Raw genomic sequence first — 14,314 nt, 5'->3', positions numbered from 1 at the left:
GGCTTTACACCATAACGCTGCAGTTTCTGCCCTGGGTTTTGGCCTGATAAAGGGCTTTATCTGCCTGGTTAAGAAGTACTTTGTCACTGATATCCTGGCCAGGTAACAGGCAGGAGATACCCAGACTAATGGTAATAAACCCTGTGGTTGGACTGGCATGGTGAGGTAGCATCAGTGCCAGCACATCGAGTCGTAACTGTTCGGCCAATATCATTGCCTGCTCCGGGCTGGTGTTAGGTAACACACAGGCAAATTCTTCACCACCATAGCGGGCTACCAGATCGATTTGCCGTTGCAGCGTTTCAGCCAGTGTTCTGGCGATGGCTTTGAGCGTGTCATCACCCGCCAGATGGCCATAACTGTCGTTGTAAGCTTTAAAGTGGTCAACATCGAGTAAAATCAGTGCTAACGGCTGCTTCATTCGTTTTGCCATCGCGACGGCGCTGCCTAAATGGCTGTCGAAGTGGCGACGATTGGCTATACCGGTCAGGCCATCGGTTAACGACTGGCGCTCCAGTGCCGTTTGCTGCGCCGCAACGGTGTTACTGTACTGATCAAAGGAGCGGGCAATATCGGCAATTTCATCGTTGCTGGCAAATAACCGCTCATCACCATCAAAGCCACTGCCGGCCAGTACTTTTTCATTCAGTAATTTTAGTCGTTTAATCACCCGTTTCTGGGTGTAAAACATAATGGCGAGTAATAACATAATTGCCGCTATTGCCAGCGCAAAACTGAACTGGTTCTGCTGTTGCAGGGCCCTGGATGATTGCTGACTCAGTTGCATTAATGATGCGGCAGACTGATAGGCATTCAGCTCGGTTTCACTGGCGTAATCAGTCACCAGGCTGCGCAGAAAATTAGCTTTGCCAGTCGCCCTGGCAATATTGCTCAGCTCAGCTTCGCGTAATGCCAGAATACCCCGCTCTGACAGCAGCGCCGTATTCAGTTGGTCTGCAAGAGCGGTTGCAGCCGGTTGTCCGGCCTGACTTAGCTGGTTGAGCATCTGCTGATTACTGGTTAGCAGATTTTCCAGCTCATTACGACTCTGGCGCAGGTTATACAATCGATCAATGCTGTACAAAGCGGTAACATGACGCAGCAAGCCTGAAAAGTGCAGTAACCAGGGCTGACTGGCACTGCTGCTGGTAAACTGCTGACTTTGTTGTTGTAATTCGCTGAGTGTGGTTAGCCATTGCCGGCTGCGCTGCTGCAATACCAGTCGTTCAGCAATCAGCATATCCAGGCTGCGGGCCTCGTCGGCAATAAGTTTCAGTCGTTGCTGCTGGTACTGATGTTGCACGTACTGCTGATGATCCAGACTGCTGATCTGGACAATAATCTGGCTGATCTGTTGTGATGCTCTGGCGCGGGCGGCCTGACTGATCGCGTCGCGCAACAGCTCTGATTGCAGATTCAGCTCCTTTACTTTGTCATGCACCTGACTGGCTTCCAGTACCGCAGGCACCGCTTGCTCAGCGACATTGCTGACAATTTGCTGGGCTTGCTGCAAGCGATGATAAAACAGCAGACTGAGCAAAATAAACAACAGTAATATCAGCATCAGGGATGCAAATAACAATCGGGCGCTGGAGTAATACCGTTTACTGAACAGACTCATGGTTGCCCCTGTTTACTGACATCCAGTAAGCGGCCATCGGTAACCAGTTCGACACTTTGCTGGTTTTTAATAGCGGCCGCGATAATATCGGCAATATTGCGATCATCGGGATTGAAAAAGCTAAGCTTGCTGCGTTTGTTCAGAATATCGAAGCCGTCTCCCCCTTCGGCCAGATATTGTAAAGTGGCGACTTTATACATGCTACTGGCGACAACGGGTTCACCATTTACCAGTAATTGTTTAATTCTGCTGCCAGCTGGCGCTGTGCTGTCAAAAAACAGGGTAACGCCGGAACTATGCAGAAAAAAACCGCGCTGGTTGTCCAGGCCGGATAAACCGTGCTCGAACACGCTTATCAGATCCTGACCACTCAGCTCCAGTAGCACCGGCGTATTGCGAAAAGGCAGCTCTGCCAGAATATCACCGCGGGTCAGCATGGTGCCGGCCGGATAATCTTTCACGCCGCGAATGGTACCACTGTTAACAAAAGCCAGCTCGGCTCCGGTATAGTTTTTCAGAGTATCTGTAACAAAATTGGCAAAGGCATTCTCGCGGTTACGCACTTCATCCCGCAAGGTGGTAAAACTGACCGTACTGCGACCCAGTGGCTCGCGCAGCAGCAGTTGCAGTCGCTGACTATGATCCTGAATTTGTCTGGCTACTTGCGGCTCTGCCGGTAGTGTTTCCAGATCAATATAGTGGGTATTGAGGTTTTGCAGCTGCCGGGTTTTATCCAGTTCGGCGCTGACAACCAGTGCCTGATTCAATTCTTGTTGCAGAATAATATTTGGCTGATCCGGTAATAATTGCTGGCCATCATAGTTGTTACGAAATGCCAGCTCAATGGTGCCATCTGACAGCAGCCCAGGTAAAAAATCCAGCTCGGTGGTATGCATTAATACCAGCAGATCTGCGCCCTGTGCTCTGAGTTTCGATGCCTGTAACAAAATTGCCCGCTCAGCAGGGGTTACCTGTAACCGTTCCAGCGCATATTGTTGCACTACATAAGGGGCAACCACGGCTATTACTCCCAGCTTTATGTCGCCGCGCTGTACCAGGATACTGTCAACCAGGCCGTCCAGGTTGCCTTCAGTCATCGGATCATAAAGATTACTTAAAACCAGTGGAAAAGCCGCTTCATAAGCCCGCTGCGACAACTCTTCCGAGAAGTAGGCAAAATCACGGTGCGATACTGCCATCGCATCCGGGTCTAAGGTGTTCAGAATATTAATAATGTGGGCGCCGCGATCGAAAAATCCAAGCGGACTCGGGCCAATACTGCCACCGCCAAACAGGAAAAATACTGGCCGCTCTGTGGCACGATGTTGGGTCAGTAAACTGGCAAGGTGGGCATAATTCGCTTGCGGGTGATTAGCCTCGGCCATTTCAGCCGCATAAATAATGGTAAAGCCAGACTCAGCGCGACTGTAAAACAACGTATTGCTTAGCAGCAATGCACACATCGCTAACATGAGGAAAACTTTCATCGTTTTGTATCTGCGCCCGCAACTGAACAACAAGTAGCCAGTTTAGTGGATCCGCAGTCACCGCGTAAAGCAGAGTTTTCAGTGCCTGAGTCGGAAACCGGCCAGAAGCAGTACCAGCAGACAACATCCGGCCAGTGGCCAGTCGCCAAAACGAGCGTACCAGGTACGTCCGGAACTTAGCGGTACCGTATCAACTAATACCGCTTGTTGAAATTGGGGCAAGCGCTGGCGCACCGAGCCATCTGGATTAATCGTCGCTGTAATACCGTTATTGGTGGCGCGCAGCACTGGTTTGCCAAACTCGCGGGCACGCATTCTGGCGATCTGCAGGTGTTGGTGCGGACCAATGCTATCGCCAAACCAGGCATCGTTACTGACAGTCAGAATAAAATCGGTGTCGCTGGTAAAATTTGCGCGGATTTGCCGCGGAAAGGCAATTTCAAAACAAATGGCACTTAGCAGCTGGTAGTCGTTAGCCAGCAAATTGGGCTGAATGTAGCTACCGCGGCTGAACGAGCTCATCGGTAAATCAAAAATGGGTGCCAGCGCCCGCAGCCAGTTTTCAAACGGCACAAATTCGCCAACCGGCAACAAATGATGTTTGCTGAAGCGGTTGGCATGACCATAAAAATAGCTGCCCTCACTGGCTGTAGCCGTATCTTTGCCCAGCACAATTAAGTTATTCCACGCTTGTTCAGTTTGCCGTTGGTAATCAAGAATACCGGTTATTAACGCCGCGTCGTTATAAAACGCTGCTTTATTCAGGTTGTCGAGAAAGGCTTCTGCCAGCGGTTCCAATTGCGGTATCGCGGCTTCGGGCCAGATAACAATGTCGGCTCTGCTGAAATGCGGCCGGGTCAGATCCAGGTATTTCAGCATGGTGGGCCATTCCTGCTCCGGCTGCCAACGTAGCTCCTGTTTGATATTGCCCTGAACCATCACCACGCTGACGTTGCGATCGCTATATTGCCAGCCCTTTACCTTATTCAGCAGCGGAGCAGTGACAATGATTAATGCCGCTAATGCGGCCGGTGCCACTCTGGCTAATACCGGAGCGGGTTGATACAGCCGGGCCAGCGCGGCAGCAATAGCTGCCAGGATAAAGGTAATGCCGGTTTCGCCAATGAGTGGCGCATAAGCCGCTAAGCCGGCAGAGGTTTGACTGTAACCCAGCGATAGCCACGGAAAACCGGTAAGTAAAAAACTGCGCAGCCATTCAGCCGTTGTCCAGCTGGCGGCGAAAATCAGCAATTTTAACCAGCCGCTGGTGGCTGTTTTGCCAATTAGCCAGTAACTTAGTGCGGCGGCAAGGGCCGGAAATAACGCCAGATAGGCAACCAGTAGCGCCATCAGGCCGAGACTGGCAACAAGCGGTAAGCCACCAAACTGGTCAATGCTGACATGCACCCAGCTGATGCCTACGCCGAACCAGCCGAGACCATAACAAAAGCCGGCCAGCAGGGCCTGACGCCAGTGGCTGACCTGAGTAACAACCAGAGCCAACAACGCCAGGGTGAAAAAGGGCAGCCACCACAGCGTGAAAGGAGCAAATGCCAGGGTATTTAATGCGCCAGCAGCGATCAGTAACAGCGCAGCAAAGGCAGTTTTCACAGTAACGGTAGCTATGATCCGGCGTCCTCAGTTGTTGCGCTTTCTTTGGCTTTTATCACCTGCAGTTGCAGCAGGCGGCGGCTGTTTGCCTTACTGACTTTAAACGTCAGATCACCAAGCTGAATACTTTCACCACGCTCTGGCATATGGCCAAAGGCATGCAGCACTATGCCGCCAATGGTGTCGGCATCTTCTTCATCAAAGTCGGTGTTAAAACTTTCATTAAATTCATCGAGCGGGGTCAGGGCACTGACCTGGAAAACCCGGGACGCCATTTTCTTGATATCGTTATCTTCTTCATCGTCATGCTCATCTTCAATTTCGCCGACGATTTGTTCCAGAATATCTTCAATGGTTACCAGGCCCGATACGCCACCATACTCATCGACCACAATTGCCATATGGTATCGTTTCTGGCGAAACTCTTTGAGCAACGCATCAACCCGCTTACTTTCCGGAATAATCACCGCAGGGCGCAAAAACTCACGGATATGCCAGTCGGTCTGGTTAGGATCCAGCGCAAATTGCAGTAAGTCTTTGACCAGCAAAATGCCTTCAACGTGATCTTTGTCTTCGTTAACGACCGGATAACGGCTGTGGTTGTTTTCCAGCAAGATTGGCAGGAATGCACTGACGGGCTGCTCAATGTCAATGGTTGCCATTTGCGAGCGCGGCACCATAATATCGCGTGCCCGCATTTTCGATACATCCAGTACACCCTGTAGCATACTTTTGGTGTCACTATCGATAAGTTCGCGGCTGGCCGCTTCACTTATGATATCTTCCAGGTCTGAAATGTCCTGTGGTTCTGCACTGAAAATACTGGCGATACGCTCTAACCAGGTTTTGCCGGCAGAACCGCGGCTAGAGTGGGGGTTGTCGTCACTCATTCGTGAACTTATGCTCCGTTAGTAAAAAATAACCTAGTTATCATCCAATAAATAGGGGTTTTTGATGCCGAGACTGGCAAGGATTTGAATTTCTTCCGCTTCCATTGCTTCGGCATCGTCGTCATTTATATGGTCAAAACCTAACAAATGCAAGCAACCATGTACCACCATATGGGCCCAATGATCATTTGGCAACTTCTGTTGCTCTGTGGCCTCTGCCGCTACCACCGGGGCAGATATCACTAAATCGCCCAGCAATGGCAGGCTCAGGCCTGGTGGCGCCTGAAAAGGGAAACTGAGCACGTTGGTCGGTTTATCTTTGCCCCGGTACTGCAGATTAAGCTGCTGGCTTTCCGGGTTATCGACTATGCGAACAGTGACTTCCGCTGCCGCCTGAAATGGTGTAATGGCGGCATCCAGCCAGCGCTCAATAGCCTGTTCGTCAGGTATATCAGGTGCTGAGCTGGCTAACTGCAAATCAAGCACAATGCTCATTGTTCGGCTGTGCTCTGCAGTTTTTCAGCTTCGTGTGCTTCATACGCCTGCACAATACGCTGGACTATCGGATGGCGGACCACGTCTTTGGCATTAAAAAAGTTAAAGCTGATTTCATTGACGTCGCTAAGCACATCGATGGCGTGTTTTAAGCCCGAATACTGACCGCGGGGCAGGTCAACCTGGGTAATATCGCCGGTAATAACCGCTTTGGCACTGAAACCAATCCGGGTTAAGAACATTTTCATCTGTTCGGTGGTGGTGTTCTGGCTTTCATCGAGAATAATAAAGGCATCATTTAACGTGCGGCCGCGCATATAGGCCAGCGGCGCTATTTCAATAACCCCTCGCTCCAGATACTTTTCAACTTTTTCAAAGCCGAGCATTTCAAACAAAGCGTCGTATAAAGGCCGCAGGTAAGGATCGACCTTCTGCGCCAGATCGCCGGGCAGAAAACCCAGCTTTTCACCGGCTTCCACCGCAGGCCGGGTCAGCACTATCCGTTTTACCAGACCACTTTCCAACGCATCAACGGCACAGGCCACCGCCAGATAGGTTTTGCCGGTACCAGCCGGGCCGATACCAAAGCAGACATCATGGTTCAGCACATTGGCAACATAACTGGCCTGATTCGGGTTACGGGCTTTAATTAAACCTTTTTTGGTTTTCAGGCTGAAATCGCCACGATTGCCATTATCGCTCTGATACTGAATATCGAAATTTTCACTGATGGTAAGATGCACCTGCTCCGGGCTGATCGCGGCAGCATGCTGACGCCCGCCGGCGGTCAGCTGAAACAACTGCAGCAGAATATCGCTTGCTGCAGAAACGTTAACCTCAGGGCCGGCTACTTTAAAGCGGTTATCCCGATAGCTGATATCAACCAGCAAGCGCCGTTCAATATGCTTTAAATTATCGTCATACGGCCCGCAAAGCAGATTAAGTCTGTTATTGTCGGCCGGTTCCAGCACCAGTTCTGCTACATTCAGATTTTCAGTGTTCAATAGTGTACTCGCGGTTGGGGCCTGCTCAGGGCGTAAAGGTAGTGACACCCAGAGGATCAACTTTGGGTTGTCTTGCTAAAATCTGGGCCGGTGCCACTTCGCGACGCAGCCCCATTTGCGCTTCGGTACGGATTAAATCGCCGCGCAATGAGTTACTGAAAACATCGGTAATTTTAACGTCAACAAACTGGCCAATCATCTCTGGTGAGCCTTCGAAATTGACCACCCGGTTGTTTTCGGTGCGGCCGGTCAGTTCCATAATATTCTTTTTCGACGGCCCTTCAACCAGAATACGCTGTTCGCTGCCCAGCATATTACGGGCAATTTTCAGTGCCTGCTGATTAATCCGGTCCTGCAAGATATACAGCCGCTGTTTTTTGGTGTCGTCACTGACATCGTCCGGTAAATCAGCGGCCGGGGTGCCGGGGCGGGCACTGTAAATAAAGCTGAAGCTCATATCAAAATCAATGGCCTGAATTAAATCCATTGTTGCCTGAAAATCGGCATCATCTTCACCCGGAAAGCCAATAATAAAATCGGATGACATACTGAGGTTTGGCCGGATTTTTTTCAGTTTGCGAATTTGCGCTTTATATTCCAGTGCAGTGTGGCCTCGCTTCATCAGATTTAAAATACGATCTGAGCCGGACTGCACCGGCAGGTGCAAATGGTCAACCAACTCAGGCACGTCACGGTACACGTCAATAATATCGTCGCTGAATTCAATCGGGTGCGACGTAGTGTAACGAATGCGGTCAATGCCATCTATTGCCGCTACCAGGCGCAGCAGCTCAGAGAAATGGCAAATATTGCCATCATGGGTTTCACCACGATAACCATTAACGTTCTGGCCAAGCAGATTGACTTCCCGCACGCCCTGCGCCGCCAGCTGGGCCACTTCAAACAACACATCGTCTAACGGCCGGCTGACTTCTTCACCACGGGTGTAGGGCACTACGCAGAATGTGCAGTATTTAGAGCAACCTTCCATAATAGAGACAAACGCAGTCGGACCTTCCGCTTTAGGCTCAGGCAGCCGGTCAAACTTCTCAATCTCCGGAAATGACACATCAACAACCGGTGAGTGCGAGCCACGCACCGCATTGATCATTTCCGGCAGCCGGTGCAGGGTTTGCGGACCAAATACGATATCAACATAAGGCGCGCGGTCACGAATAGCTTTGCCTTCCTGAGACGCGACGCAGCCACCAACGCCGATAATAAGATCCGGGTTTTTTTCTTTTAACGGACGCCAGCGACCAAGTTGGTGAAACACTTTCTCCTGCGCTTTTTCCCGGATCGAGCAGGTATTCAGCAGAATAACATCTGCCTCTTCCGCTTCTTCGGTCAGAGTGTAGCCATGTGTTGCATCCAGCAGGTCTGCCATTTTTGACGAGTCATACTCGTTCATCTGGCAGCCCCAGGTTTTAATGTGCAGCTTTTTGCCCATTGTTGGTCGTTACCTGTGTTGTCGCGTTTGAAAAAGGGAGCGTATTTTAGCCTGTTCGACGCCGCAGTGCCAGCGTCGTTGGCAAAAGCTTTGCGTGCTTTGTTAACGGGCGTTAAAAAAGCCGTTGGCGGGTGGTGACATAGCCAGCATAAAAAATAACGATAACCCCGGCCAGCCAGCTGAAGGTGACCGGTTCCTGCCAGAAAAAATAACCAAAAGCCCCGGCAAACAGTACGCTGCTATAGGTCCACATGCCAATATCACTGGCCGGGGCGATGGCAAAGGCCCGGGTCATCGCCAGCTGACCTATAGCTGCCAGGACCCCCATAGCAACAAATGCCAGCCATACTTCGCTGGCAAGAGGTTGCCAGTAAAACGGCACCGGTATGGCGGACAGCAGCGCGGTGAGCAGCGAGAAATAAAACACAATCCGCACGGCGGACTCGGTGCTGGCCATCGCCCGGATGGTGGTTTTGGTAATAGCCACTAAAAAAGCCGCGAATAAAGCCAGCAGCAACACCAGATTAAGACCGGGCTCAGGGCTTGGCAGCGCAAGCATAACCCCGATAAAACCCAGCGCTATGCCGAAGCGGGTCAGCCGGCTGGGGCGTTCATTCAGCCAGAAACGAGCCAGAATGGGCACAATAAAAGGCGATAGCATAATAACCATCATCGCCTGCGCAAGCGGGAGTTGCGACAACACATAAAAGAAGCAGTACATCGACACCAGACCGGTCAGCGCCCGGCTTACATGCAGGTACCAACGCCGGGTTTTCAGCATGGCAAAACCATGCCGGTATAAAAAAGGCAGCATCAGTACCAACGCAAACAGGTTGCGGAAAAACACAATTTGCACTTCGCTGGCCATATCGCTGCTGTATTTCACCACAGCACCAATACCGGCAAAGCAGGCTTCCGCCAGCAACAGCAGTAATGCGCCTTTTAGCAGGTGAGGTTGCATAGGTTTCCTGACAGCGGGTAGTTTTGGCTGCGCAGTATAGCAGGCCAGTGCTGCTCAGAACGAGCAGCATCTTTAATTTAGTCGCAGTGGCAGCCCGGGCTGCCGCTTAGCTGTTACTGGCTGCCGAATTTACTTGCTGCCAGAATGGCGGGATCTGCTCAGCAGTTAAAGGTTTGGAATATAAATAGCCCTGAATCAACGGACAATTGCGCTCGGTAAAAAAGGCCAGTTGTGCTGTGGTTTCCACCCCTTCCGCGATGCAGTACATGCCAAGGCTGCTGGCCATACTTAGCATGGCATCAATAATGGTTTCATCACTTTTATCAATGCCGATATCACTGACAAAGCTGCGATCAATTTTTATTGCGTCTATTGGCAATTGTTTTAAGTATTTCAACGAAGAGTACCCGGTACCAAAGTCGTCCAGCGCCAGCTGAATGCCTAAGTCGCTTAGCGCCAGCATGGTTTCAATTGCGCTTTGCTGATCGTTCATCAGGGCACTCTCTGTCACTTCAAACCGCAGACAACTGGCGGGCAGTTGATATTTGTTTAATAACGCAGCGGTATGGCTGGCCAGATTGGTTTGCTCAAGATGCTGGGTCGCCAAATTGACTGACAGGTAGATATCAATACCGTTTTGCCGCCAGTGGCTTAAGTCGGCCAGCGCCCGCTCCAGCAATTGCTGAGTCATGCTGACTATCAGCCGTAACTCTTCAGCCAGAGGAATAAACTCAACCGGTGATACGATACCGTCAGCGCTTTGCCAGCGCATCAGCACTTCAGCGCCGACCATTTTCTGTTTGCTGCTATCGACAATCGGCTGGTACACGTTAAAGAATTCTTTGTTCTGATGTGCTTTACGCAGCCGGGTTTCTCTTGCCAGCTGCATATGGGCTTTCTCATTCATTTCGTTGGTAAAAAACTGGAAGTTATTCCGGCCTGCTTCTTTGGCGTGATACATCGCGACGTCAGCATGTTTCAGCAGCTCCTGGGCCGTCAGCGCATCATCCGGGTACAACGCAATTCCAATGCTCGGTGAAACACCGACGGTATGTGGCCCCAGTTGCATTGGTTCGCTGACTACCGACAACATTTTGCGGGCGACCATGCTGACATTTTCGCCACGGCGGTAGCCTTCCAGCAAGACAACAAACTCATCGCCACCTAAGCGGGCGACCGTATCGCGCTCTCGTAATGATAATCCCAGCCGGCGCGCCACCTCTTTCAGCAGCAAATCACCAATATCATGGCCCAGCGAGTCGTTAACCTGCTTGAACTTGTCCAGATCGATAAAGCAAAGCGCCAGCGATTTTTTATCACGCCGGGACTGCTCCATCGCATGCAGAATGCGGTCCATCAGCAGTGCCCGGTTTGGTAAGCCAGTTAGTGCATCATAATTCGCCAGATAACGTAGCTCTTCTTCGGCCATTTTCTGGGCGGTAATATCAGTAAACACCAGGACAAAGAAAGCAACATGCTCTTGCTCTCCAATGGCGCTGATATTGATCAGGGTAGGGCGCTCTCTTCCGTCGGGTGTTATTACCTGCTCTTCACCCTGCCAGTGGGCCCCGGCTTTTAATTCATGCAGTAATTTGGTGTAAAAGCGTCGCCGTACCAGACTTATTCCCAGGTGATGAGTGCGGGGATTATCCAGATATTGTTCAACGCTGCCAAAGGCGGTGGCAAATGACTGATTGGCGGCAATAACCCGCTGTTTGCTGTCCAGAATAACAACCCAGTCCCGGGTTTGCTGGAAGGCTTCGCCAAATAGTTTTGCCTTTTCCATATTGGCCCGGGTTTCAGTAATATTGCTGAATGTCCCGGTAACCAGCAGTACTTGCTGATTGCTATCGAGCTCAGTCGCCCGGCCCTGATCGCGGAACCAGAGCCAATGGCCGTCTTTATGTTTCAGCCGGTAGGTAATATCAAAACTACTGTCCGGCTGTTGTAAAAAACGCTGCCACTGTTGCTGATAATTCTCCCGATCTTCCGGATGGATCAGGGAAAAGTGCTGCTGCAGGGTAATAGTGTTCATCAGCTCACTGTAGCCCAGCATTAACTGCATTCTGGAGCCATATAAACTGTTTTTATCAGCCCGCCATTCAAAAGCGCCGCTGTCAACCGACGCCAAAGCCTGTTTCAAGCGCTGCTCACTGGTTGCGACTTCCAGATGTGCTTCACTGATAATCTGTTGTTGCTTGCGGCGGAGCCGGTAAAAGTGGTACAGCAATCCAAGCGCAATAACTGCATACAGTGTCAGCGCCCAGGGTGAACGCCACGGTGCCGGCGCTATCTGCAGTGTGACTGAACTGACGTTACTCTCCAGGCCGGTATGAGGAGCAATTGCCACCACATTAAATTTATAATGGCCACTGCGTAGCGTTGGAAATACCACACTATTTGCCTGTTGCTCCGGGTAATGCAGAGTATCACGCCCTTCCAGCCAGAAGCGGTAGCGCATTTTATGATTGTCTCTAAAGTGCATGGCGCTGAATTGCAGCTGGATACCAATGTCTTCGTGGTCGAGTCGAAATACCTGATTATTCAGTAAATCGCTGCGGGTTTTAAAGTTACCACTAAGCACACTAATATCGGTAATATTGACGTTGGGACGCTGTTCCGGGCTGGCCATTTTGGCCGGGTCGACCAGGGTAATACCACGCATACTGCCAAAGGCCAACCGGCCATCGGGTAACCTGGCGGATGCGCTGCCATTATATTCATGTACGCGTAAGCCATCGGCTTTGCTAAAGTGTTCAATCTGCAGAGTATCAGGTTGTAATCTGCTCAGGCCGCTATGCGAGGAAAACCAGATATCGCCGGCAGCGTCTTTTTGCAGCGCATAGACCTGTTGCGCAATTAGTTTATTGGCAGTGCTGAAGTGATATTTTAGTTCCAGGGTATCGCTGTCAAAGCCCAGCAAACCAATACTGTTGATGCCGATCCACAGAATGCCGTAGTTATCCAGCACCATCTTATCAGCATAGCGTTGCAGTTCTGGGCGGTAAGGGCTGGTCTGATATAACTGGGTAATGGTATTAAGCTGGCTATTGAATATCCAGAGCTGGTCTGAAAAGGTTACCAGAAGCCGGTCAGGGCTGCCGGGCAGGGCACCAACAATACCCGCATAATAATGCATAGGCAGTTGCTGAAATACCTCAAGCTCTTCTATTACTCCGCTTGCCGGGGTATAGCGGTAAACTTTTCCTTCCTGATCAAAATACAGCTGGTTGTTTCCCTGTTCAGCTTTTGCATAGTAGTAAAAATTGGCACTCTTCAGAAGCTCGCGATGTTCATCATTTGCCACCGGCAGCGGCAAAAGCTGACCAGTATCCATATCAAATAAATTAAGGCCGTCAGGTGAGACATACCACAATTGCCCGGGGTTATCATGATCAAGCATAACCTGGAGAATGGTACCCGGATGCCAGGTGGCTTTCAGGTCGTCCGAGACAAAATAGGACTGGGTAACGCCGGTAGCAACATTAACTTTGTTTAAGCCATTACTGGTGCCAATCCATAAGTTATTCTTATCATCGGCTGCTAACTGATACACTTTGTCGTTGCTCAGGTGTTTACCCAGGGTGGTCTGGCGGCTGATATGTTCAAACGCCAGCGAGCGCGGATGCCAGTAAAATACGCCATCGTCTCTTGAGGCTAACCAGTAACCGCCAAAATCATCGGCCACCAGATCCATAATATTGTCATCATATAGGCCAAGATCACTGTCACTAAAGCGCAGCACAAATTGCAGGGTATTGTCATGACTTTCAAAGTGAAATAAGCCCTGCTCGGTCGCTACCAGTGCTTTGCCGTCCAGCCAGTGCAGTTGCCAGATATTATAATCAGCAATATGTTGGCTGGCTTGCAGAGGCGAACTTGCCATCGCTGTGCCAGGCTTTGCTGCTTTTACTTCGGCTAAATTTACACTGTACAGTCCTTCAACAGTACCGATATATAAGCGGCCGGCTGCCACACTCAAATGTTTCACATTTTGCTGATCGTCCGTTGCTGTTTTCTTATCTAAATAAGGCAGGTAATGATGGTTGCCTGTGGTCGTGTCATACTGGATAAGGCCATCGACTGCGCCGATAAACAACTGATCTTCATCTAAAAGCAGGGTTCTGAGCCAGCCATCTTCAATGTTGTTTTCTGTTAAGCTGAGTAAGCGGGTGCTGGCGCCGGTGTTTTTATTTAACCGGTATACTTCATCATCGACAATATATAGTAAATGATTGTTATCCTGGTCTATAACGTCATTGATAAGTTGGTAGTGTGATCGCTCGCTATCGGTAGCAATAGTCATAAATAAGTCAAAAACGCTGCGCTCTTTATCGTATAAATAGATACCAATATGTTCTGCCGCTGCCCAGACTCTGCCCTGGTTATCTTCAATGACTTTGCTAAAGACGATATCGTTAAAACTATGCTCAGCCGCGTGCAAATGGGTCACTTTGTTGGCATCAAAGCGATTAAGGCCACCTTCAGTCGCTACCCATAAAAAACCATTGCTGTCGATCGTCAGATCGCGCACTGTACTTTGCGATAAGCCCTGCTCAGGCGTCAGCGGTTGCAGCAGTGGTCTCTGGGCGATGCTTGAGCAAGATAAGATCAACAACAAGCCAAACAGCATGGTTCTGAAAAAGAACCCGCTTCGTTCAGGCAACAGATCAACTCTGAATATCACGTAATTTCCTACTCCGGCAGCTTTATATCGTTATTAGTGCTACAGCTATTTTGCTGCGACAGACCTTATACTGACTATACCAGTAATGTCTAGTAAGAAGAGTATAAA

The 14,314-nt window shown here is 50.2% G+C and carries 9 protein-coding genes; all 9 read right to left on the bottom strand.

Annotated elements, in window-relative coordinates; translation table 11 throughout:
• Positions 1-4: 4 nt before the first annotated feature.
• Positions 5-1,621: a GGDEF domain-containing protein gene (locus R3187_RS17615; RefSeq protein WP_318968376.1), complete on the bottom strand. Its 1,617-nt coding sequence runs from the start codon at positions 1,619-1,621 to the stop codon at positions 5-7.
• Positions 1,618-3,108: a bifunctional metallophosphatase/5'-nucleotidase gene (locus R3187_RS17610; RefSeq protein WP_318968375.1), complete on the bottom strand. Its 1,491-nt coding sequence runs from the start codon at positions 3,106-3,108 to the stop codon at positions 1,618-1,620. The genes R3187_RS17615 and R3187_RS17610 overlap by 4 nt, the downstream gene beginning before the upstream one ends.
• A 78-nt stretch (positions 3,109-3,186) precedes the next feature.
• Entirely contained in the window at positions 3,187-4,719 is a 1,533-nt protein-coding gene (gene lnt, locus R3187_RS17605) for an apolipoprotein N-acyltransferase (RefSeq protein WP_318968374.1), read from the bottom strand.
• 11 nt (positions 4,720-4,730) lie between these two features.
• Positions 4,731-5,609 carry an HlyC/CorC family transporter gene (locus R3187_RS17600; protein WP_318968373.1) on the bottom strand — a complete coding sequence of 293 codons (879 nt, stop codon included), beginning with the start codon at positions 5,607-5,609 and terminating at the stop codon, positions 4,731-4,733.
• Positions 5,610-5,642: 33 nt separating this feature from the next.
• Entirely contained in the window at positions 5,643-6,104 is a 462-nt protein-coding gene (ybeY, locus tag R3187_RS17595) for an rRNA maturation RNase YbeY (RefSeq protein ID WP_318968372.1), read from the bottom strand.
• On the bottom strand, positions 6,101-7,108 hold the full coding sequence (locus R3187_RS17590; protein WP_318968371.1) for a PhoH family protein: 1,008 nt from the start codon (positions 7,106-7,108) through the stop codon (positions 6,101-6,103). Before R3187_RS17590 ends, ybeY begins: the two co-directional genes overlap by 4 nt.
• A gap of 25 nt (positions 7,109-7,133) precedes the next feature.
• Positions 7,134-8,558: a tRNA (N6-isopentenyl adenosine(37)-C2)-methylthiotransferase MiaB gene (gene miaB / locus R3187_RS17585; RefSeq protein WP_318968370.1), complete on the bottom strand. Its 1,425-nt coding sequence runs from the start codon at positions 8,556-8,558 to the stop codon at positions 7,134-7,136.
• Positions 8,559-8,670: 112 nt separating this feature from the next.
• Positions 8,671-9,519 carry a DMT family transporter gene (locus R3187_RS17580; protein WP_318968369.1) on the bottom strand — a complete coding sequence of 283 codons (849 nt, stop codon included), beginning with the start codon at positions 9,517-9,519 and terminating at the stop codon, positions 8,671-8,673.
• A gap of 106 nt (positions 9,520-9,625) precedes the next feature.
• Positions 9,626-14,206 (bottom strand): EAL domain-containing protein, encoded by a 4,581-nt coding sequence (locus R3187_RS17575; RefSeq protein WP_318968368.1) that lies wholly within the window; start codon positions 14,204-14,206, stop codon positions 9,626-9,628.
• Between the last annotated feature and the right edge of the window lie 108 nt (positions 14,207-14,314).

This window comes from Arsukibacterium sp. (genome assembly GCF_033721375.1).
Taxonomy (GTDB): domain Bacteria; phylum Pseudomonadota; class Gammaproteobacteria; order Enterobacterales; family Alteromonadaceae; genus Alishewanella.
This window is presented reverse-complemented; position numbering and strand designations above follow the sequence as displayed.